This is a genomic window from Sphingobacterium sp. UBA2610, assembly GCF_002339225.1.
In the GTDB taxonomy this organism is placed as follows: domain Bacteria; phylum Bacteroidota; class Bacteroidia; order Sphingobacteriales; family Sphingobacteriaceae; genus Sphingobacterium; species Sphingobacterium multivorum.
In genome coordinates, this window is sequence record NZ_DDKA01000019.1 from 20,136 (window position 1) to 35,811 (window position 15,676).

General features: G+C 42.1%; 13 protein-coding genes. 4 read left to right on the forward strand and 9 right to left on the reverse strand.

The features are described from left to right. Positions 1-18 precede the first annotated feature (18 nt). The 9 genes from B4Z47_RS12850 to B4Z47_RS12890 form a co-directional block, all read right to left on the reverse strand. Entirely contained in the window at positions 19-570 is a 552-nt protein-coding gene (locus tag B4Z47_RS12850; RefSeq protein WP_147281985.1) for a hypothetical protein, read from the reverse strand. After that, a complete protein-coding gene (locus tag B4Z47_RS12855; RefSeq protein WP_286727391.1) occupies positions 567-1,070 on the reverse strand; it encodes a hypothetical protein in 504 nt (167 codons plus the stop codon). Before B4Z47_RS12855 ends, B4Z47_RS12850 begins: the two co-directional genes overlap by 4 nt. 1 nt (position 1,071) lies before the next feature. Continuing rightward, positions 1,072-3,033, reverse strand: coding sequence for an alpha-L-arabinofuranosidase C-terminal domain-containing protein (locus B4Z47_RS12860; RefSeq protein ID WP_115046533.1), 1,962 nt, complete (start codon positions 3,031-3,033; stop codon positions 1,072-1,074). Positions 3,034-3,138: 105 nt separating this feature from the next. After that, a complete protein-coding gene (locus B4Z47_RS12865; protein WP_236560294.1) occupies positions 3,139-4,683 on the reverse strand; it encodes an alpha-N-arabinofuranosidase in 1,545 nt (514 codons plus the stop codon). Between the two features lie 10 nt (positions 4,684-4,693). Continuing rightward, positions 4,694-5,842: an aldose epimerase family protein gene (locus B4Z47_RS12870; RefSeq protein WP_112374964.1), complete on the reverse strand. Its 1,149-nt coding sequence runs from the start codon at positions 5,840-5,842 to the stop codon at positions 4,694-4,696. 94 nt (positions 5,843-5,936) lie between these two features. Further along, complete coding sequence (locus B4Z47_RS12875) at positions 5,937-7,637, reverse strand: sodium:solute symporter family transporter (RefSeq protein ID WP_070570138.1); 1,701 nt, start codon at positions 7,635-7,637, stop codon at positions 5,937-5,939. A gap of 69 nt (positions 7,638-7,706) precedes the next feature. Continuing rightward, positions 7,707-9,209 (reverse strand): L-arabinose isomerase, encoded by a 1,503-nt coding sequence (gene araA / locus B4Z47_RS12880; RefSeq protein WP_070570341.1) that lies wholly within the window; start codon positions 9,207-9,209, stop codon positions 7,707-7,709. Positions 9,210-9,246: 37 nt separating this feature from the next. Then, complete coding sequence (locus B4Z47_RS12885) at positions 9,247-9,939, reverse strand: L-ribulose-5-phosphate 4-epimerase (protein WP_070570140.1); 693 nt, start codon at positions 9,937-9,939, stop codon at positions 9,247-9,249. Positions 9,940-9,956: 17 nt separating this feature from the next. Next, positions 9,957-11,645, reverse strand: a complete 1,689-nt coding sequence (locus B4Z47_RS12890; RefSeq protein WP_286727392.1) for a ribulokinase — start codon at positions 11,643-11,645, stop codon at positions 9,957-9,959. Between the two features lie 331 nt (positions 11,646-11,976). Here B4Z47_RS12890 and B4Z47_RS12895 point away from each other — a divergent pair, with 331 nt between their 5' ends. The 4 genes from B4Z47_RS12895 (at position 11,977) to atpC (ending at position 15,618) form a co-directional block, all read left to right on the forward strand. Continuing rightward, entirely contained in the window at positions 11,977-12,681 is a 705-nt protein-coding gene (locus B4Z47_RS12895; protein WP_286727393.1) for an NUDIX hydrolase, read from the forward strand. Positions 12,682-12,826: 145 nt separating this feature from the next. Continuing rightward, positions 12,827-13,477 (forward strand): hypothetical protein, encoded by a 651-nt coding sequence (locus B4Z47_RS12900; protein WP_070570144.1) that lies wholly within the window; start codon positions 12,827-12,829, stop codon positions 13,475-13,477. 368 nt (positions 13,478-13,845) lie between these two features. Then, complete coding sequence (gene atpD / locus B4Z47_RS12905) at positions 13,846-15,348, forward strand: F0F1 ATP synthase subunit beta (protein ID WP_286727394.1); 1,503 nt, start codon at positions 13,846-13,848, stop codon at positions 15,346-15,348. 21 nt (positions 15,349-15,369) lie between these two features. Continuing rightward, a complete protein-coding gene (gene atpC / locus B4Z47_RS12910) occupies positions 15,370-15,618 on the forward strand; it encodes an ATP synthase F1 subunit epsilon (protein ID WP_070570148.1) in 249 nt (82 codons plus the stop codon). Positions 15,619-15,676 lie beyond the last annotated feature (58 nt).

Below are 15,676 nucleotides of genomic sequence, written 5' to 3' on the forward strand. Positions count from 1 at the left end.
ATCAGCGCTAACGCGCTTCTATTTTTTTGGGAAAGACAAATCAAACTGCCAATGCTTTGCTAATCGCTGCAACTCTTGCTTTGTTATTGGGATGACAGCACCATGTTTGGGCGAAGTGAAATTAGTAGATTTCATTTTACCTGCATTAAAGTGTCCCAGATCAACAAAATTTTTAAAATCTGTGGTTTCACTGAAGCCAAAATTATGTGGTGATATCCCATAGATATCATACATTAACACCCATTTTTCTTCCCCTATCCTTTTCCACACATTCGGAGCTTCACAGGCTTCTGGCTCAGGGTCATAGAAACGATCATCATACTGATAGGGTCCATTCGGGTGGTCTGAAACAGCTTGCTTAATGCCTGGAACACCATCATGGGCAACATAAAAAAGATGGTATTTATTCCCCACCTTCGGCATATCGCCATCGATATAATTTTTATTTGATTTGGGGTATTGAAACAAAAGCTGTGGTTCTGATTCAAATGCTGTGAACTCCTTATTTAAGTAGGCATAGTAGAGCTGATTCAGTCCATTGCCAAACCGCATCGTAAAATAGATCATCATTTTACCATTCCGATCATCATAGATGAGTTCGGGAGCCCAAAAGGCGCCAACATTTTCCCAGCCTTAAAGGCTTTCTCCAAGTAGAGCTCCGTATGCTTCCAGTGAATTAAATCAGGCGATTTCATTAAGACAATACCCCGGTTGTTACCCCATCCAAATGCAACTCCGTCACGCTCCCATTCCGTATTTCTATAACCCTGCTTTTTTGCGTAGATATGTAAATCTGTCATGACCATATAAAAATAACCATCTTTTCCACGCATGATATAGGGATCGCGAATACCTTTCTGCTGTGCAATGCTATCACCAGCAATGATCGGTTTTCCTTTATTGATATCGGTGAAAGAATAGCCATCCTGACTGACAGCAACATACAGACCATGGCTTTCATCCTTAAAATAAACCATGAGGTAAGCAGCCAGATCCGATTCCTTCACCTGTGCAAACAAGTTATGCACAAATAGCATCAGGGTTGTAAAAATGAGTATGCGGATATTCATCTTATTTTACGGTCAATTTTATCAAGGTCAAGGAGTAAGGTTCAAATGTTTCAACAATTGTCTTCCCCTTATAAGTTATTGTATTTTGCTTTGGACGGATATTCAATGGTTCCTCGATACTGTTACTCTGGTTTAAGTTGGCGTTGGCCAAGGTGATTTTCTCTGCTGTCGCAGCAGGCTTTTTCTTCGAATTTATGGCAAGGTTCACTTTCATCGGCTTACTATTGTAATTGACGACTTTCACGATAAGCTGTTGCGCAACGGCATCAAATACTGCAGAAGCATATAGGCTATCTTTGCCCGCTACGAATTCACCATCCCGTTTGATCGGAACAATACTTGTCCCTTTATTGGTCGCATATAATTTTTGCACGTGGTAGCTCGGTGTTCCATATACCTGCAAGTTATCCACCCAAATTAAATCAGGTGACCACTGCCAGCCTTCGACATGACCGAATAATGGCGCGTAAGATGCCATTTCCACTACGTCGCCATTTCGTTCCAGGCCCGTCATGAAAGCGGCTTCCGAGAGGGCCGCCTCCCAGGTACTTTTGCCAGGACCGTTTGGTCGTGTGGTATGCGAAGCGTATTCCCCTGCGAAGATTTTCACCCCATTTCTAGGGTAATTATCATAACGATTGGCGCTCGACAGAAACCAGGATGGTGGGCGGTAATAATGTTCATCAATGATATCGATATTCATCGCCCGCAGTTTATCATCTAAGAAGTCAAAACGATCTCCTTCGGGATCGGTACCCGAACTGGCGATAATTTTGATCTCCGGATGTTTCTCGTTTAACGCTTTCTTGAAGACGGTTAACCGCTCGATATATTGCGGGCCCCAATTTTCATTTCCAACGCCCAACATGCTGAGGTGGAAAGGCTCAGGATGCCCCATATCCGCTCGTAATTTTCCCCATTTTGTAGCTGTTGTGCCGTTAGCAAATTCAATCAGATCCAAAGCGTCTTGAACATATGTATCTAACTCATCTAAGGGTACCACTTCACCGGTATTAAATTGGCAGGCCATACCGCAATTGAGAATTGGCACCGGAGATGCGCCAATATCTTCCGCCAGCAAAAAGTATTCATAAAATCCTAAACCGAAGGTCTGAAAATAATCAGGTGTCAGACGATGGCTAAACTCGGTATTCCAGCGGTTGATAATCAATTCCCTTTCCGTTATTGGTCCAACCGTTTTTTTCCATTGAAACCGATTGGCCAAATCTCTCCCTTCAACAATACAGCCGCCAGGAAAACGGATAAAGCCGGGTTTCATATCGGCAAGCATCTGAACCATATCTTTACGTAAACCCTTCGGTCTACCTTTCCAGGTGTCTACTGGAAATAACGAAAGCATATCGACGTCTAACGTACCTGTCCCTGTAAACCACACATTTAATTTGGCTTTATCTGTCGTTTGGTTGGCAGGAAATTTGACTGCAGCTTCAGACCATGATCCGACGGATTCAAGCGGAAGTTCAGCTGTTCCAATAACTTTATTCTGTTGATCGAGCAGTTCAACATGGATTTTCATTCCTTTAGCTGCACTTTGGTATTGTACTGAGAACTCATATGCTGCACCCGCTTTCACTCCCATTCCTCTAAAGCCTTCATTTTGTAGACCTAATTTCAGGTTAGCTGCACTATGTATCCTTAAATAACGTTTGTTCCCTTTACGTTTGCCATCGTTTAGTAGCAGGTAGCTTCCCTCAGGACCATTTTCGAGCTTTTTCCAGCCCATCCAAGGCTGATCAAACTCAAATGATCTATTCTTTACCAATTCTGCATAGATTCCCCCATCGGCACCAAGATTGATATCTTCAAAAAAGACGCCCCACATATGCGGCGATATGTTGCCTGTAGGTTTATCCAACGCAACATTTAATGTTATCGGTGACTGCGCCAATGCTGAAGAGCCCAAGCTCGCTAACAGTAACAGTGTTGACAGTACTCTTTTCATCCCTATATTTATTTTTTCAACAATAATTTATTATTTCAGGTTTTACACCAGCTTTAACAGCACAAATAGGGTAACACGACATGACAACCCTATCAAAATTAGCTGTTATATTAATTCCAATACAATAACTGAAAATGCAGGAATGTCCACTTCAATTGTACCATTTACAACCTTTGCCTTATTGTACACAACAGGTGCAATTGTTGCGGGTTTCTTAAAGGAATTATAATCGCGTAGGTTGTCCGCGGTAAGTATTCGACCTGTTACTTTTCCAGCTTTCACCGAACCCAAATCTACCTTTACCTTATTATTCTTTTTCGGATCAATATTTACTAAGGAGATATGTGTACGACCTTGCTGATCTTGAGAGGCTGAAACCGACACGGCCGGAATTTTTTCTTGGTTAAATTCAAAATCCGTTGATTGAAGGGAAATAGGAATTAACTTGGCATCCTGATGTACCTTATACATTTCCATCACATGATAAGTCGGCGTCAAAATCATATTCTTTCCTTCTGTCAGGATAACAGCTTGCAATACATTCACGGCTTGGGCAAGATTGGCCATCTTCACCCGGCGAGCATGATTGTTAAAGATATTGAGTGTCATTCCTGCAATCATGGCATCACGCATGGTATTTTGTTGGTAGAGAAAGCCCGGATTCGTGCCAGGTTCTACCGCATACCAGCCGCCCCATTCGTCTACGATCAGATCCACCAGTCCTTTCGGATCATATTTGTCCATGATGGCGATATTCTTTTCCACGAGCTCATTCATAAACCAAGCTGATTTCATGGTTTTAAAATACTCCTCCTCCGAATATTGCGTTGCAGAGCCCTTGTCGTCCCAGTTGATCACGGCATAGTGATGAAGTCCCATGCCTTTCATCAAACCACTTGGAATTTTCTTCATCAAAGTCTCCGTCCAATTATAATCGGCACTATTGGCTCCCGAGGCGATTCGATACAAACCGCTTCCATTGGTCCAGTCCGACATAAACGTGGCGTATTTGCGGTAGATGTCTGTATAGTAATCGGCAGTCATATTTCCGCCACAGCCCCAGGCTTCATTTCCTACGCCCCAGAATTTCACCTTCCAAGGCTCTTGCCGACCATTTTTTCGTCGCCAATCCGACATGGGGCTCTCGCCTTTAAAATTCACATATTGAACCCAGTCGGCAAGTTCCTGCACCTCACCGCTCCCCACATTTCCCGCCAGATAAGGCTCTGCACCCAACAATTCACACATATTGAGAAAATCGTGTGTACCAAAAGAGTTATCCTCTGTCACGCCGCCCCACCAATTGTTTACGATAGCAGGACGCTGGGCTTTGGGGCCAACGCCATCCTTCCAATGATACGTATCGGCAAAACATCCTCCTGGCCAACGCAAATTGGGAATATTCAACTTCTTAAGAGCTTCGATGATATCTTTCCGGACGCCGTCAGCATGGGGAATCGAATCATTTTTCTCACCGACATAAAATCCATCATAAATACAGCGTCCCAAATGTTCGGCAAAATGTCCATAGATATGTCGACTTATAATCTGCTCCTGCTGTGGTGTTTCCAATCTTACACTACTCTGTCCATACAGTAATCCAGTGGCCAGCGTAAAAACAACGCCTAATTTTAATCTTAGCTTCATCATATCGATTTTATTATTTCACACTAAATTGATAGGTTGTCTTTGAACTATATTTTTCGCCAGGTTTTAACACCGTTGACGCAAAACTGGGGTGATTTGGTGCATCTGGAAAATGTTGTGTCTCCAAGCAGAAGGCAGAACGGAATGGATACACTTTTCCCTCTTTCCCTTTAGGATCCGAATCCTTCATAAAATTACCGCTGTAAAACTGCAAGCCTGGTTCGGTTGTGTAGATGTCCATTTCAATACCTGTCTTGGTAGCATACACCTGTGCGACCTTCTGGAAACCATCCTTCTTGTTGAGTTCAAAATTATGGTCATAGCCCTTTCCAATCTTCAGTTGAGCATTTTGATCTTCAATACGAGCGCCAATGCGTGTCGGTTTGGTAAAATCGAATGCGGTGCCCGCGACAGGCAAGCTCTTTCCTGTTGGGATCAAGGTATTATCAACTTCGGTAATTGCCTTTGCATCAATCTGAAGTTCATGATCCAAAATAGAAGAATCTCCGGCTCCATTGAGGTTAAAATACGCATGGTTGGTCAGATTTAAGACCGTCTCTTTATCTGTTGTCGCCTGATAGGCTATGGCCAAAGCACCATTGTCCTCCAGGGTGTAGGTAACCTCCATCTTGACCGTTCCTGGATACCCCGCTTCTTTATCAGGTGAGGTATAGGCTAATGTGATTGATGTATTAGTGCTACTAACAACATCCCACACCTTATTGTAAACGCCATTGGTACCGCCATGAAGTGAGTTCTCGCCATCATTCTTTTCCAACGTATACACCTCACCATTCAGTTTAAATGATGCTTTCCCGATCCGGTTACCATAACGCCCTACAATGGCGCCGTAAAAATTATTATAGTTATCCTTGTATTCTTTGGCCGAATCATAGCCCAAAATCACATCAGTCGCTTTACCGTTCTTATCCGGGACTTTTAAACTCACCAGACGTGCACCATAATTTGTCAACGTAATGGCGAGTTTGTCGTTCTTGAGCTGGAACAGTTTAACTTCTTTACCATCAATCTGACTGTCGAAAGCAGGGCTGGAAGTAGAATCAGCCATCGTTGCTGCTTGCTTATTTTGAGTTGATGAAGATTGGCAGCCATAAGCCAATGAAGCACAAGTCAACAAACCAATAATAATTTTCTTATTCATCTGTAATTAAGTTTTACCCCATCGGTCTGATGGAGGCTTCCTAATTTTCATTAGGAATGGTTCATAATTTTTTAATTATTCAAATGGCAACATTCTACCAAAAACGCACGTAGATAGCGGTCACCAACAATAAAGTCACAACAATTAATGCCAATACGGATGGTTCTACTTTAAACATCGACCGATCCAATACAAAAGCTTTTGGATTAACCTTTGGTCCAAATAAGCTCACAGCAATCATAGCAATCATTGTAAATACAAATGCGAGTCCCATACATATCTGGAATGGTATTTCATAAACGCCCGCTTTGTTGAGATATGCCGTATAGATCCATGTCTCTGGTCCGAAAACCTTTGTTGCAAACTCATTGAAAAATATAGACAACGCAAATCCCGTAACAAGGCCTGTAATGGCGGCTGCACCTGTCGTCCTTTTCCAAAACATTCCTAGCAAAAACATCGCAAAAACACCTGGGCTGATGAAGCCTGTATATTTTTGGATAAAAGTAAATCCGCCGGCACCACCGATGCCCAGCGCATCATTCCAGGTAAACAAAACAGAAAGTAGAATAGAGATCACGATGGTTATCTTTCCAACCCACACCATTTTTGCTTCGCCCGCATCTTTATTGATGTATTTTTTAAAGATATCCAATGTAAAGATCGTTGCGATACTATTGGCCTTTCCGGCCAATCCGGCCACAATAGCCGCTGTAAGCGCCGCCAGCGCAAGCCCTTTCATTCCATTGGGCAGATAGCCCAATATCGCTGAATATGCATTATCGGCGTGAAACACTCCTCCAGGAGCCATTTCGTGTTGTAACGCACCATTTTTGTATAGCACATAAGCGGCTATCCCTGGAAGCATAACGATAATTGGCATAAACAATTTTAGAAATCCCGCAAAAAGAATCCCTGTGCGTGCAGTCTTTAGATCGGCTCCCAAAGCGCGTTGTGTGATGTATTGATTACAACCCCAGTAATTTAGGTTGACAATCCAGATTCCGGCAAGGTACATTCCTATTCCAGGCAGCATCAGATACTTATTGATATCTTCCTGACTAGCTCCTGGCCCTGGTTTATCGACAAATAGGTTAAAATGCTCCGGCGAATCTTCCATCAATTTATTGAATCCAGCCAAGGCGTCTTGTCCCAAACCAAAATGTTCACTGACCAAGGTCAATGCCACATAGGTGGTCGCTATACCACCAATAATTAATACAACAACCTGAATAACATCTGTAAAACCAATAACACGCATTCCCCCCAGCGTAATGATGACGGCAAATACGGCTAAAGCAACTGTAATGGTGTGGAAGCTGTCGCCACCTCCGGCCATACTCGAAATGGCAATTGCACCGAGATACAGGATAGATGTCAGATTGACAAAAACATACAAAAACAACCAGAAGATTGCCATGATGAGACTCGTCGTTTCATTGTATCGGTTGTTCAAAAACTGAGGCATCGTGAAAATCTTGTTTTTCAGATAGACCGGAATAAACCAAACCGCAACAATAATTAACGCTACCGCAGCAATGAGCTCGTAAGCAGCTACAGCAATACCGACCTCAAATCCATTGCCGCTCATGCCAATAAACTGTTCAGCAGAAATATTCGATGCGATCAATGAAGAGCCTATGGCCCACCAGGTCAGTGATCCTTCCGCCAGAAAGTAGTCCTTGCTGCTGCTTAAACTATTCGTCTTTTTACGATAAATCCAATAGCCATAACCGGCTACAATAAAGAAGTAAATTACGAAGATGATGTAATCTACCGTTGCAAATTTTTCCATATTTCCCAAATTGGTTATTATCAATAAGCCATTTATACCGCGAAGAACAGGTATAAATGGCTTAGGTTATTATTTACCCAGTAAATAATAGAGTTCATTCCATTTCAATTGGTCTTCGAGTCTTGCTACCGTAGTATCCTCGTCGATCAATACATATTCTAAACCCGCCATACGTGCAAAATCTTCCAGGTATTCGGGTGTTAAGCTCAAACTGTAGGCAGTATGGTGCGCACCCCCAGCCACAATCCAGGCACTGCAACCTGTTTTCATATCGGGCAGCGGTTTCCATAACACCCGTGCGACAGGAAGTTTAGGGAGTTCTTCTTCTACAGCAACACCTTGTACTTTGTTCACGATCAAACGGAAACGCGTTCCCATATCGACCAAAGAAGCATTCAATGCATCACCACTTTGGCCATTAAAAACCAAGCGAGCAGGATCTGCCTTGCCGCCAATGCCTAGTGGATGCACTTCTATTCGTGGTTTTCCAATTGCCAATGCGGGGTCCACTTCCAACATGTGTGAGCCAAGTACCATGGGATTCTGCGGATCAAAATGATAGGTGTAGTCTTCCATAAATGCCGTCGTACCCGGTAATCCTGCTCCCATTACTTTGCAAGCACGCACCAAAGCCGGCGTCTTCCAATCCCCTTCACCGGCAAAACCATACCCCTCAGCCATTAAACGCTGTACCGCCAGGCCCGGAAGTTGTACCATGCCATGCAGATCCTCAAAAGTATCCGTAAAACCTTTAAAGTCTCCTTGTTCCAAAAACTTCCGTAGGCCAATTTCTATCTTAGCAGCTTCGATGAGGTTAGCACGATATTCACCGCCAGCTTTCACATTTTCGGCTAGCTCATAAGTTGCTTCGTACTCTGCTAATAATGCCGCGATTTCCGCTTCAGTGCTCGCATTAATCACCTCCACTAGATCCCCAATGGCATAGGTGTTTACAGCGAAACCAAATTGCGACTCTGCCTCCACTTTATCGCCATCTGTAACAGCCACATAACGCATATTGTCACCGAAGCGTGCAAATTTGGCTCCTTGCCAGTCATGCCAGCCTGCGGCTGCACGCGCCCAAACATTAATCCGTTCCAATACTTCCGCATCTTGCCAATGGCCAGTGACGACTTTACGCGCTATTTTTAAGCGGCTAACGATATGTCCAAATTCACGATCCCCATGCGCACTTTGGTTAAGGTTCATAAAATCCATATCGATACTATGCCACGGGATATCCTGGTTGTACTGCGTATGCAGATGCAACAATGGCTTTTGCAACGCTTTTAATCCTCGGATCCACATCTTTGCAGGTGAAAAGGTATGCATCCAAGTAATGACCCCAATACAATTTTTTTCACTATTGGCGGCTGCCAATGTTGCATAAATCTCGTCTGTATTTTTTACGATCGGTTTATATTTTACCGCTACCGGAATCACCGCTTGGGTATCTAAATAATGGGCTATTTCTTCAGCATGTAGGGCCACTTGTCGCAAGGTCTCTTCACCATAAAGGTCTTGGCTTCCCACGACAAACCAGACTTCAAGCTCTTTTAAATTGATATTCATGTAAATTGTAGTTTTTGCTATAGATTTTTTATTAAAATTATTGACCATAATAGGCATTGGCCCCATGCTTCCGCTCGTAATGCTTTTTGACCAGCGCAGACTTTAATCGAGGTGCATTCGGGTTGATCTGTTCTGTCAACCAAGCCATTTTCGCCACCTGTTCCAACACCGCACTGTTATAGACAGACTTTATTCCGGTTTTACCCCAAGCAAACGGCGCGTGGTTGCCAACCAGAATCATTTCCACTTCTTTATAGTCCAGCTTATTTTCGACAAAGTGATTGATAATTTGAAACCCCGTTTCATGTTCGTAGTTTCCGGCGATCATCTCATCGTGCATTGGTGGGGCACAAGGAATATCGACGGTCAAATGATCGGCATGTGTCGTTCCAAAAATGGGAATATCCCGCTGTGCCTGTGCCCATGCTGTCGCATAGGTGGAGTGTGTATGTGTTATACCGCCAATCTCTTTCCACTGTTTATACAATAGGGCATGGGTTTTCGTATCTGATGATGGCCGAAGATTACCCTCAACCACATGACCATCAAAATCTACAATCACCATATGTTCCGGTGTAAGCTCCTCATAAGGGACCCCACTGGGTTTAATGGCAAAAACTTCATGGTGACGGTCAACAACACTCACATTTCCAAATGTAAAAAGCACCAATCCCAGCTGGGGCAATTGCATATTGCAATGGTAGGCTTCTTCTTTAATTGAATTATACATGATTAAAATTTGAATGGTTAAACAGTAATGGCGAGCGATTCCTTTCCTTCGACAAAAGCACCCAGCGCTTTGTAATGTTCATAACGCTCGGCATAAATGGACACCCATTTTTCCTCAGGGATATAAGTCCGTTCAAAACCGTGCCCCATTGCCTTCATGGCATCCTCGACCCGGTTATATAAACCAGCTGCTGTTGCGGCAAACATGGCTGCGCCAATGGCACAAGTCTGTTCACTTTTATGAATACGAATAGGCATATTCATCACATTGGCCATCATTTGCATAATAAAAGGTGATTTTTTTGCAACTCCGCCTAAACCGATTAAGCCTTTTACAGGAATACCCTGCTCCACGAAACGGTCAACAATAGCCTTTGCACCGAAACAGGTCGCTTCGACAATCGCTCTGAAGATCCGCGGCGCATCTGTTCCGAGGTGTAAGCCTGTGATCGCCCCTTTCAAGGATTGATCCGCATCCGGAGTTCGGCGGCCATTGAGCCAATCTAAAGCTAATTCTGATGTTTCTGTTACGGGAAGTAATGCCGCCTGCTCACTTAGACTGACCAATAGTTTCTCTTCCAACGCTGCGATCAATTGTTCGCGCGTTCGTTCATCGATCTCTTCAACATCTTGTATCAAATTTTTCGTTGGCCACAGTAATACCTGTTTCAGCCAGGCGTAAGCATCACCAAATGCAGACTGCCCAGCTTCCATACCAATCATTCCCGGTATAATGGAACCGTCTACCTGACCACAGATTCCCTTGACCAAGGTATGCTGAACATCTTCCTTTGGAGCAACTAACATATCACAGGTTGATGTGCCCATCACCTTACTCAAATAATAGGGCTCAATTTGCCCTCCTACTGCACCCATATGGCAGTCAAATGCACCTACACCAACAACAACTGATGTTGTAAGACCTAATCGTTGCGCCCATTCTTCCGAAAGCTGACCAGCAGATTGATCAGCAGTGTATGTTTCGGAAAACAAGCGATCAACCAAACCATCCAGCAATGGATCAAGTGTTGAAAAGAAAGAATTTGGAGGTAGGCCATCAAATTCTTCGGCCCAAAGCGATTTATGCCCCGCTGAACAAACTCCACGCTTCATAGCAGACACCTGTGTTCCCCCTGTCAATAGAAAAGGAATATAATCACAATGCTCAACCCAGCTATAGGTGGCGGCACGGACCTTTTCATCAGCCCTAAAAACATGAAGTAATTTGGCCCAGAACCATTCCGAAGAGTATACTCCACCCACATACTTCAAATAATCCACCGAACTATTTTGATTGTGCAGGTTAATTTCTTTGGCCTCTCCAACAGCTGTATGATCTTTCCATAAAACAAACATAGCATTGGGGTTGTCTTTAAACTCGTCCAACAACGCCAATGGAACCCCGGCTGCGTTTACGGCAACTGGAGTGGATCCCGTCGTATCCACGGAAATTGCTTTTACAGCTGCGCCAATATTGTCGATTTCCGATTTGAGCAAACAATCTTTTATTGTTGCTTCTAAGCCTTCGATATAATCCAAGGGGTGTTGCCTAAACTGACTTAAAGCAGCATCACAATACTCCCCTCTTTTCCAACGCGGGTAGTAAAATACGGAAGAAGCTATCTCCTCGCCATTGTTAGCATCAACCAATACCGAACGGACCGAATCACTTCCATAGTCCACCCCAATGACATACGATTTATTCATTTTTGTTGAATTTGGTTTATAACTTATAATTGTCTCTAACGCCTTATTTTTCAATCTCCCCCTTTCTGAAGTTCGCCTTGAAAAAACAATTAGTGTCAAATAAACATTTATTTTTTTAAATATGAAAGAAAATTTTCATATTTAAAAAATAGAGCTAACTTCATAGCAGCAAATTATGGTTAACCCGAATTCCCGACATAGGCGTATAAAAGCCTTTTAAAGGGATGTATCAGACAATTATTATACTTATTTTTAGCTATTTACTTTTTTACATAGTTTTGCTCGTGGAATAAATGGGGTGGTGTCAGATAAAATGATAAAACGATAGACGATGGAATATTATAAAAAAGATTCAGGGATCCTTTTGGCAGTTGACTGTATCATATTTGGATTTAACGGCGAATCCCTTGAAGTACTTTTAATTAAACGTGATTTCGAACCAGAAAGAAATAAATGGAGTCTGATGGGTGGTTTCGTTCAATCTGACGAAAGTCCGGAAGAAGCGGCGAGCCGGGTGCTCAAACAGTTAACAGGACTTGAAAATGTATACATGGAACAATGTAGTGTATTCGGTGAACCTAAGCGTGAACCTAGCGACCGGGTTGTCAGTATCTGTTATTTTGCGCTGATTGATACGCAGCAATACAAACATATCCTCAGTGACGATTACGAAGCTCAATGGTTTCCATTACATGAGCATCCAACACTGATCTTCGATCATGATCAGATGATCGCTTCGGCACAGCACCGCCTACGCATGAAAGCCGCTTTGTATCCGATATTATTTGAACTGCTGCCTGAGAAATTCACGATTCCCCAGATTGCAGCACTCTATGAGGGTGTTTACAATATCGAATTGGATAAGCGCAATTTCAGCCGAAAACTGCTTTCCTCAGACCTCATCATCAAACTGGAGGAAAAGGATAAGGAAAATTCAAAAAAAGGAGCCTACTATTTCAAACTAAACACGGCGATCTATAAGGAAAAGATCATGTCCTTTTTACGGTATTTGCCAAGTTGGTCGATCGAATCATAATAAAGTGACGGAAAATCAGGTATGTATTGGAATATATTTCACTTAACATTTTCGTTTTTTCAATAATTCCTTATATTTATCACAGGTATATCCTGGTTTTGCAATTTGGATAGGCTGGATTAACGCATTTTATAAAATAAACAACATGAGCAAATTGAGATTAGCATTTATATTCTTTACAATTTTATTTATTTCATCACATACATTACTGGAGGCACAAACTCCTACTGCGGCTCCCGCCACTACAGCAGCACAACAGGATAATGCTTTCAAGTACAGTCCGGATGGATTAAAAAAAGGAAGTTTGGCAAATCAATTTGACCACCTGAATTATATTTCGAAAAACAACTATGATTTCAAGATGGTGCGAAAAACCAATCTGGATATTGTGAAACGAAATGTCATAGATACCGTAGCAAAACTCCACAAGGAAATCAGCTCTTTAAAATCATCTTCAAGCAACTATACATCCAATACCAAAACTTTGCAAGATTCTATTCAGGTTTTAAAAGATCAGCTGGCGCAGGAGAAGGAAAAAACAGAAAGTTTTTCTTTCTTGGGCATCAATACCTCTAAAACTTTTTACAATACAGTTGTTTGGACGATCATTGCGGTATTGGCCGTAGCAGCATTTATCTTTTTATTTTCTTATCGGAAAGCGAAAGTGGACACGGTGGAATTCCAAAAGACAGCGGAGCAATCGCAAGAAGAATTCGCTACGTTCCGTAAAAAATCCATGGAAAAGGAACAGCTGCTCAAGCGCCAGTTGCAGGACGAACTAAATAAAAAAATATAGTCCTGCTTCTCATAAAATAGCATATTTATTTTGATCGACCTGTAACGACTCCTTGAGGTACTCCGTTACAGGTCGATTTTATTTCATCAGGTACCATTCCTCAAAACAAACAAAAGATTCAACGAAGTAATGCAGTAAACTTCAAAAATACCTAGCCGAATAAAAGAGAAAAACTATATTTGCAGGTATAGAAATCGAAACATACAGAATTACAATAGATAACATTTTGACCTACATTAATAAAATTGTAATTTAATTGCAAATTCTATTTGTTTTTAAAAACGAATAACCTTATTTTTGCTGACCAAAAAAGAGGCCTTTTATGTCTCTTATATAAAATTGATTAATAAATATTTAGTCCCTATAATATGCCCAAGATTGGTAAAATAGCGCAGATTATCGGCCCAGTTGTTGACGTCAACTTCGCCGACAGTGAAAATCTACCTAAAATTTACGATGCATTGTACATTCAAAAAGAAAATGGACAACGTGTTGTATTAGAAGTTCAACAACACTTAGGTCAGGATCGTGTACGTACAATTGCCATGGACGCAACTGAAGGTTTAGTTCGCGGAATGGAAGTTGTCGATACTGGTGCTCCTATCAAAATGCCTGTTGGTGAAGAAATCAAAGGTCGTGTATTCAATGTAGTTGGTGATGCCATAGACGGGATCCAAAATTTGAATAAAGAGAATGGTCGTCCTATCCACAACGTACCTCCTAAATTCGAAGATTTGTCAACTGAATCCGAAGTACTTTTTACTGGTATCAAAGTTATTGACCTTTTAGAGCCATATGCTAAAGGTGGTAAAATTGGTTTATTCGGTGGTGCCGGTGTAGGTAAAACTGTATTAATCCAAGAATTAATCAACAATATCGCAAAAGGTCACGGTGGTCTTTCTGTATTCGCCGGTGTAGGTGAACGTACACGTGAGGGTAATGACTTATTGCGCGAGATGTTGGAGTCTGGTATCATCAAATATGGTGAGCACTTTATGGAAGGCATGGAAAAAGGCGAATGGCCTTTGGAAACTGTTGACCACGAACTGATGAAAGATTCAAAATGTACTTTCGTATTCGGTCAAATGAACGAGCCTCCTGGGGCACGTGCACGTGTTGCTTTATCAGGTTTGACAGTAGCGGAATACTTCCGTGACGGTGATGGCCAAGGTCAAGGCCGTGACGTATTATTCTTCATTGATAACATCTTCCGTTTTACACAAGCAGGTTCTGAAGTATCTGCCCTATTGGGTCGTATGCCTTCAGCCGTAGGTTACCAACCAACATTGGCAACTGAGATGGGTTTAATGCAAGAGCGCATCACTTCAACTAAAAACGGTTCAATCACTTCGGTTCAAGCCGTATATGTACCTGCCGATGACTTAACTGACCCTGCTCCAGCGACAACTTTCGCTCACTTGGATGCAACGACAGTATTGTCTCGTAAAATTGCTGAGTTAGGTATCTACCCTGCTGTGGATCCTTTGGATTCTACATCACGTATCCTTTCTCCTGCCGTTTTAGGTAACGAACACTATAATACTGCACAACGTGTAAAAGAAATTCTTCAACGTTATAAAGAATTACAAGATATCATCGCCATTTTAGGTATGGACGAATTATCGGAAGAAGATAAATTAACAGTACACCGCGCACGTCGTGTACAACGTTTCTTATCTCAACCTTTCCACGTTGCAGAACAATTTACAGGTTTAAAAGGTGTATTGGTAGACATCAAAGATACCATCAAAGGTTTCAATATGATCATTGACGGTGAAGTAGATGAGTACCCTGAAGCTGCCTTCAACTTAGTCGGTAACATTGATGATGCTATCGAAAAAGGTAAAAAATTATTAGCAGAAGCAGTTTAATCTAGATTATATCTAAGAATAATGAAGTTAACAATTATCACTCCAGACAAATTAGCATTCGAAGGCGAAGTAACATCCGTTACTGTACCGGGCACTGCGGGTTCTTTTCAAATTTTGAAAGACCATGCTGCCATCGTTTCTACTTTGGAAGATGGAAAAGTAATTATTCAACAAGGTAAAGGTGAACAGGAAGTGTTCATTAAAGGTGGTGTTGTGGAAGCAAAAAACAATGTCATTACCGTGCTTGCTGAAGGAATTATCGGAGATTAAATCAAATCGATTTTATAAAATCTAAAAAGCTTCCGATAGAAATATCGGAAGCTTTTTT

What these genes read in the sequence shown, in the direction of transcription:
- B4Z47_RS12860 (WP_115046533.1), bottom strand. Translation starts at nt 3,033, where the DNA reads ATGAAAAGAGTACTGTCAACACTGTTACTGTTAGCGAGCTTGGGCTCT.
- B4Z47_RS12885 (WP_070570140.1), bottom strand. Translation starts at nt 9,939, where the DNA reads ATGTATAATTCAATTAAAGAAGAAGCCTACCATTGCAATATGCAATTG.
- B4Z47_RS12895 (WP_286727393.1), top strand. Translation starts at nt 11,977, where the DNA reads ATGGAATATTATAAAAAAGATTCAGGGATCCTTTTGGCAGTTGACTGT.
- atpC (WP_070570148.1), top strand. Translation starts at nt 15,370, where the DNA reads ATGAAGTTAACAATTATCACTCCAGACAAATTAGCATTCGAAGGCGAA.
- B4Z47_RS12870 (WP_112374964.1), bottom strand. Translation starts at nt 5,842, where the DNA reads ATGAATAAGAAAATTATTATTGGTTTGTTGACTTGTGCTTCATTGGCT.
- B4Z47_RS12900 (WP_070570144.1), top strand. Translation starts at nt 12,827, where the DNA reads ATGAGCAAATTGAGATTAGCATTTATATTCTTTACAATTTTATTTATT.
- B4Z47_RS12855 (WP_286727391.1), bottom strand. Translation starts at nt 1,070, where the DNA reads ATGAATATCCGCATACTCATTTTTACAACCCTGATGCTATTTGTGCAT.
- atpD (WP_286727394.1), top strand. Translation starts at nt 13,846, where the DNA reads ATGCCCAAGATTGGTAAAATAGCGCAGATTATCGGCCCAGTTGTTGAC.
- araA (WP_070570341.1), bottom strand. Translation starts at nt 9,209, where the DNA reads ATGAATATCAATTTAAAAGAGCTTGAAGTCTGGTTTGTCGTGGGAAGC.
- B4Z47_RS12875 (WP_070570138.1), bottom strand. Translation starts at nt 7,637, where the DNA reads ATGGAAAAATTTGCAACGGTAGATTACATCATCTTCGTAATTTACTTC.
- B4Z47_RS12865 (WP_236560294.1), bottom strand. Translation starts at nt 4,683, where the DNA reads ATGATGAAGCTAAGATTAAAATTAGGCGTTGTTTTTACGCTGGCCACT.
- B4Z47_RS12890 (WP_286727392.1), bottom strand. Translation starts at nt 11,645, where the DNA reads ATGAATAAATCGTATGTCATTGGGGTGGACTATGGAAGTGATTCGGTC.
- B4Z47_RS12850 (WP_147281985.1), bottom strand. Translation starts at nt 570, where the DNA reads ATGATGATCTATTTTACGATGCGGTTTGGCAATGGACTGAATCAGCTC.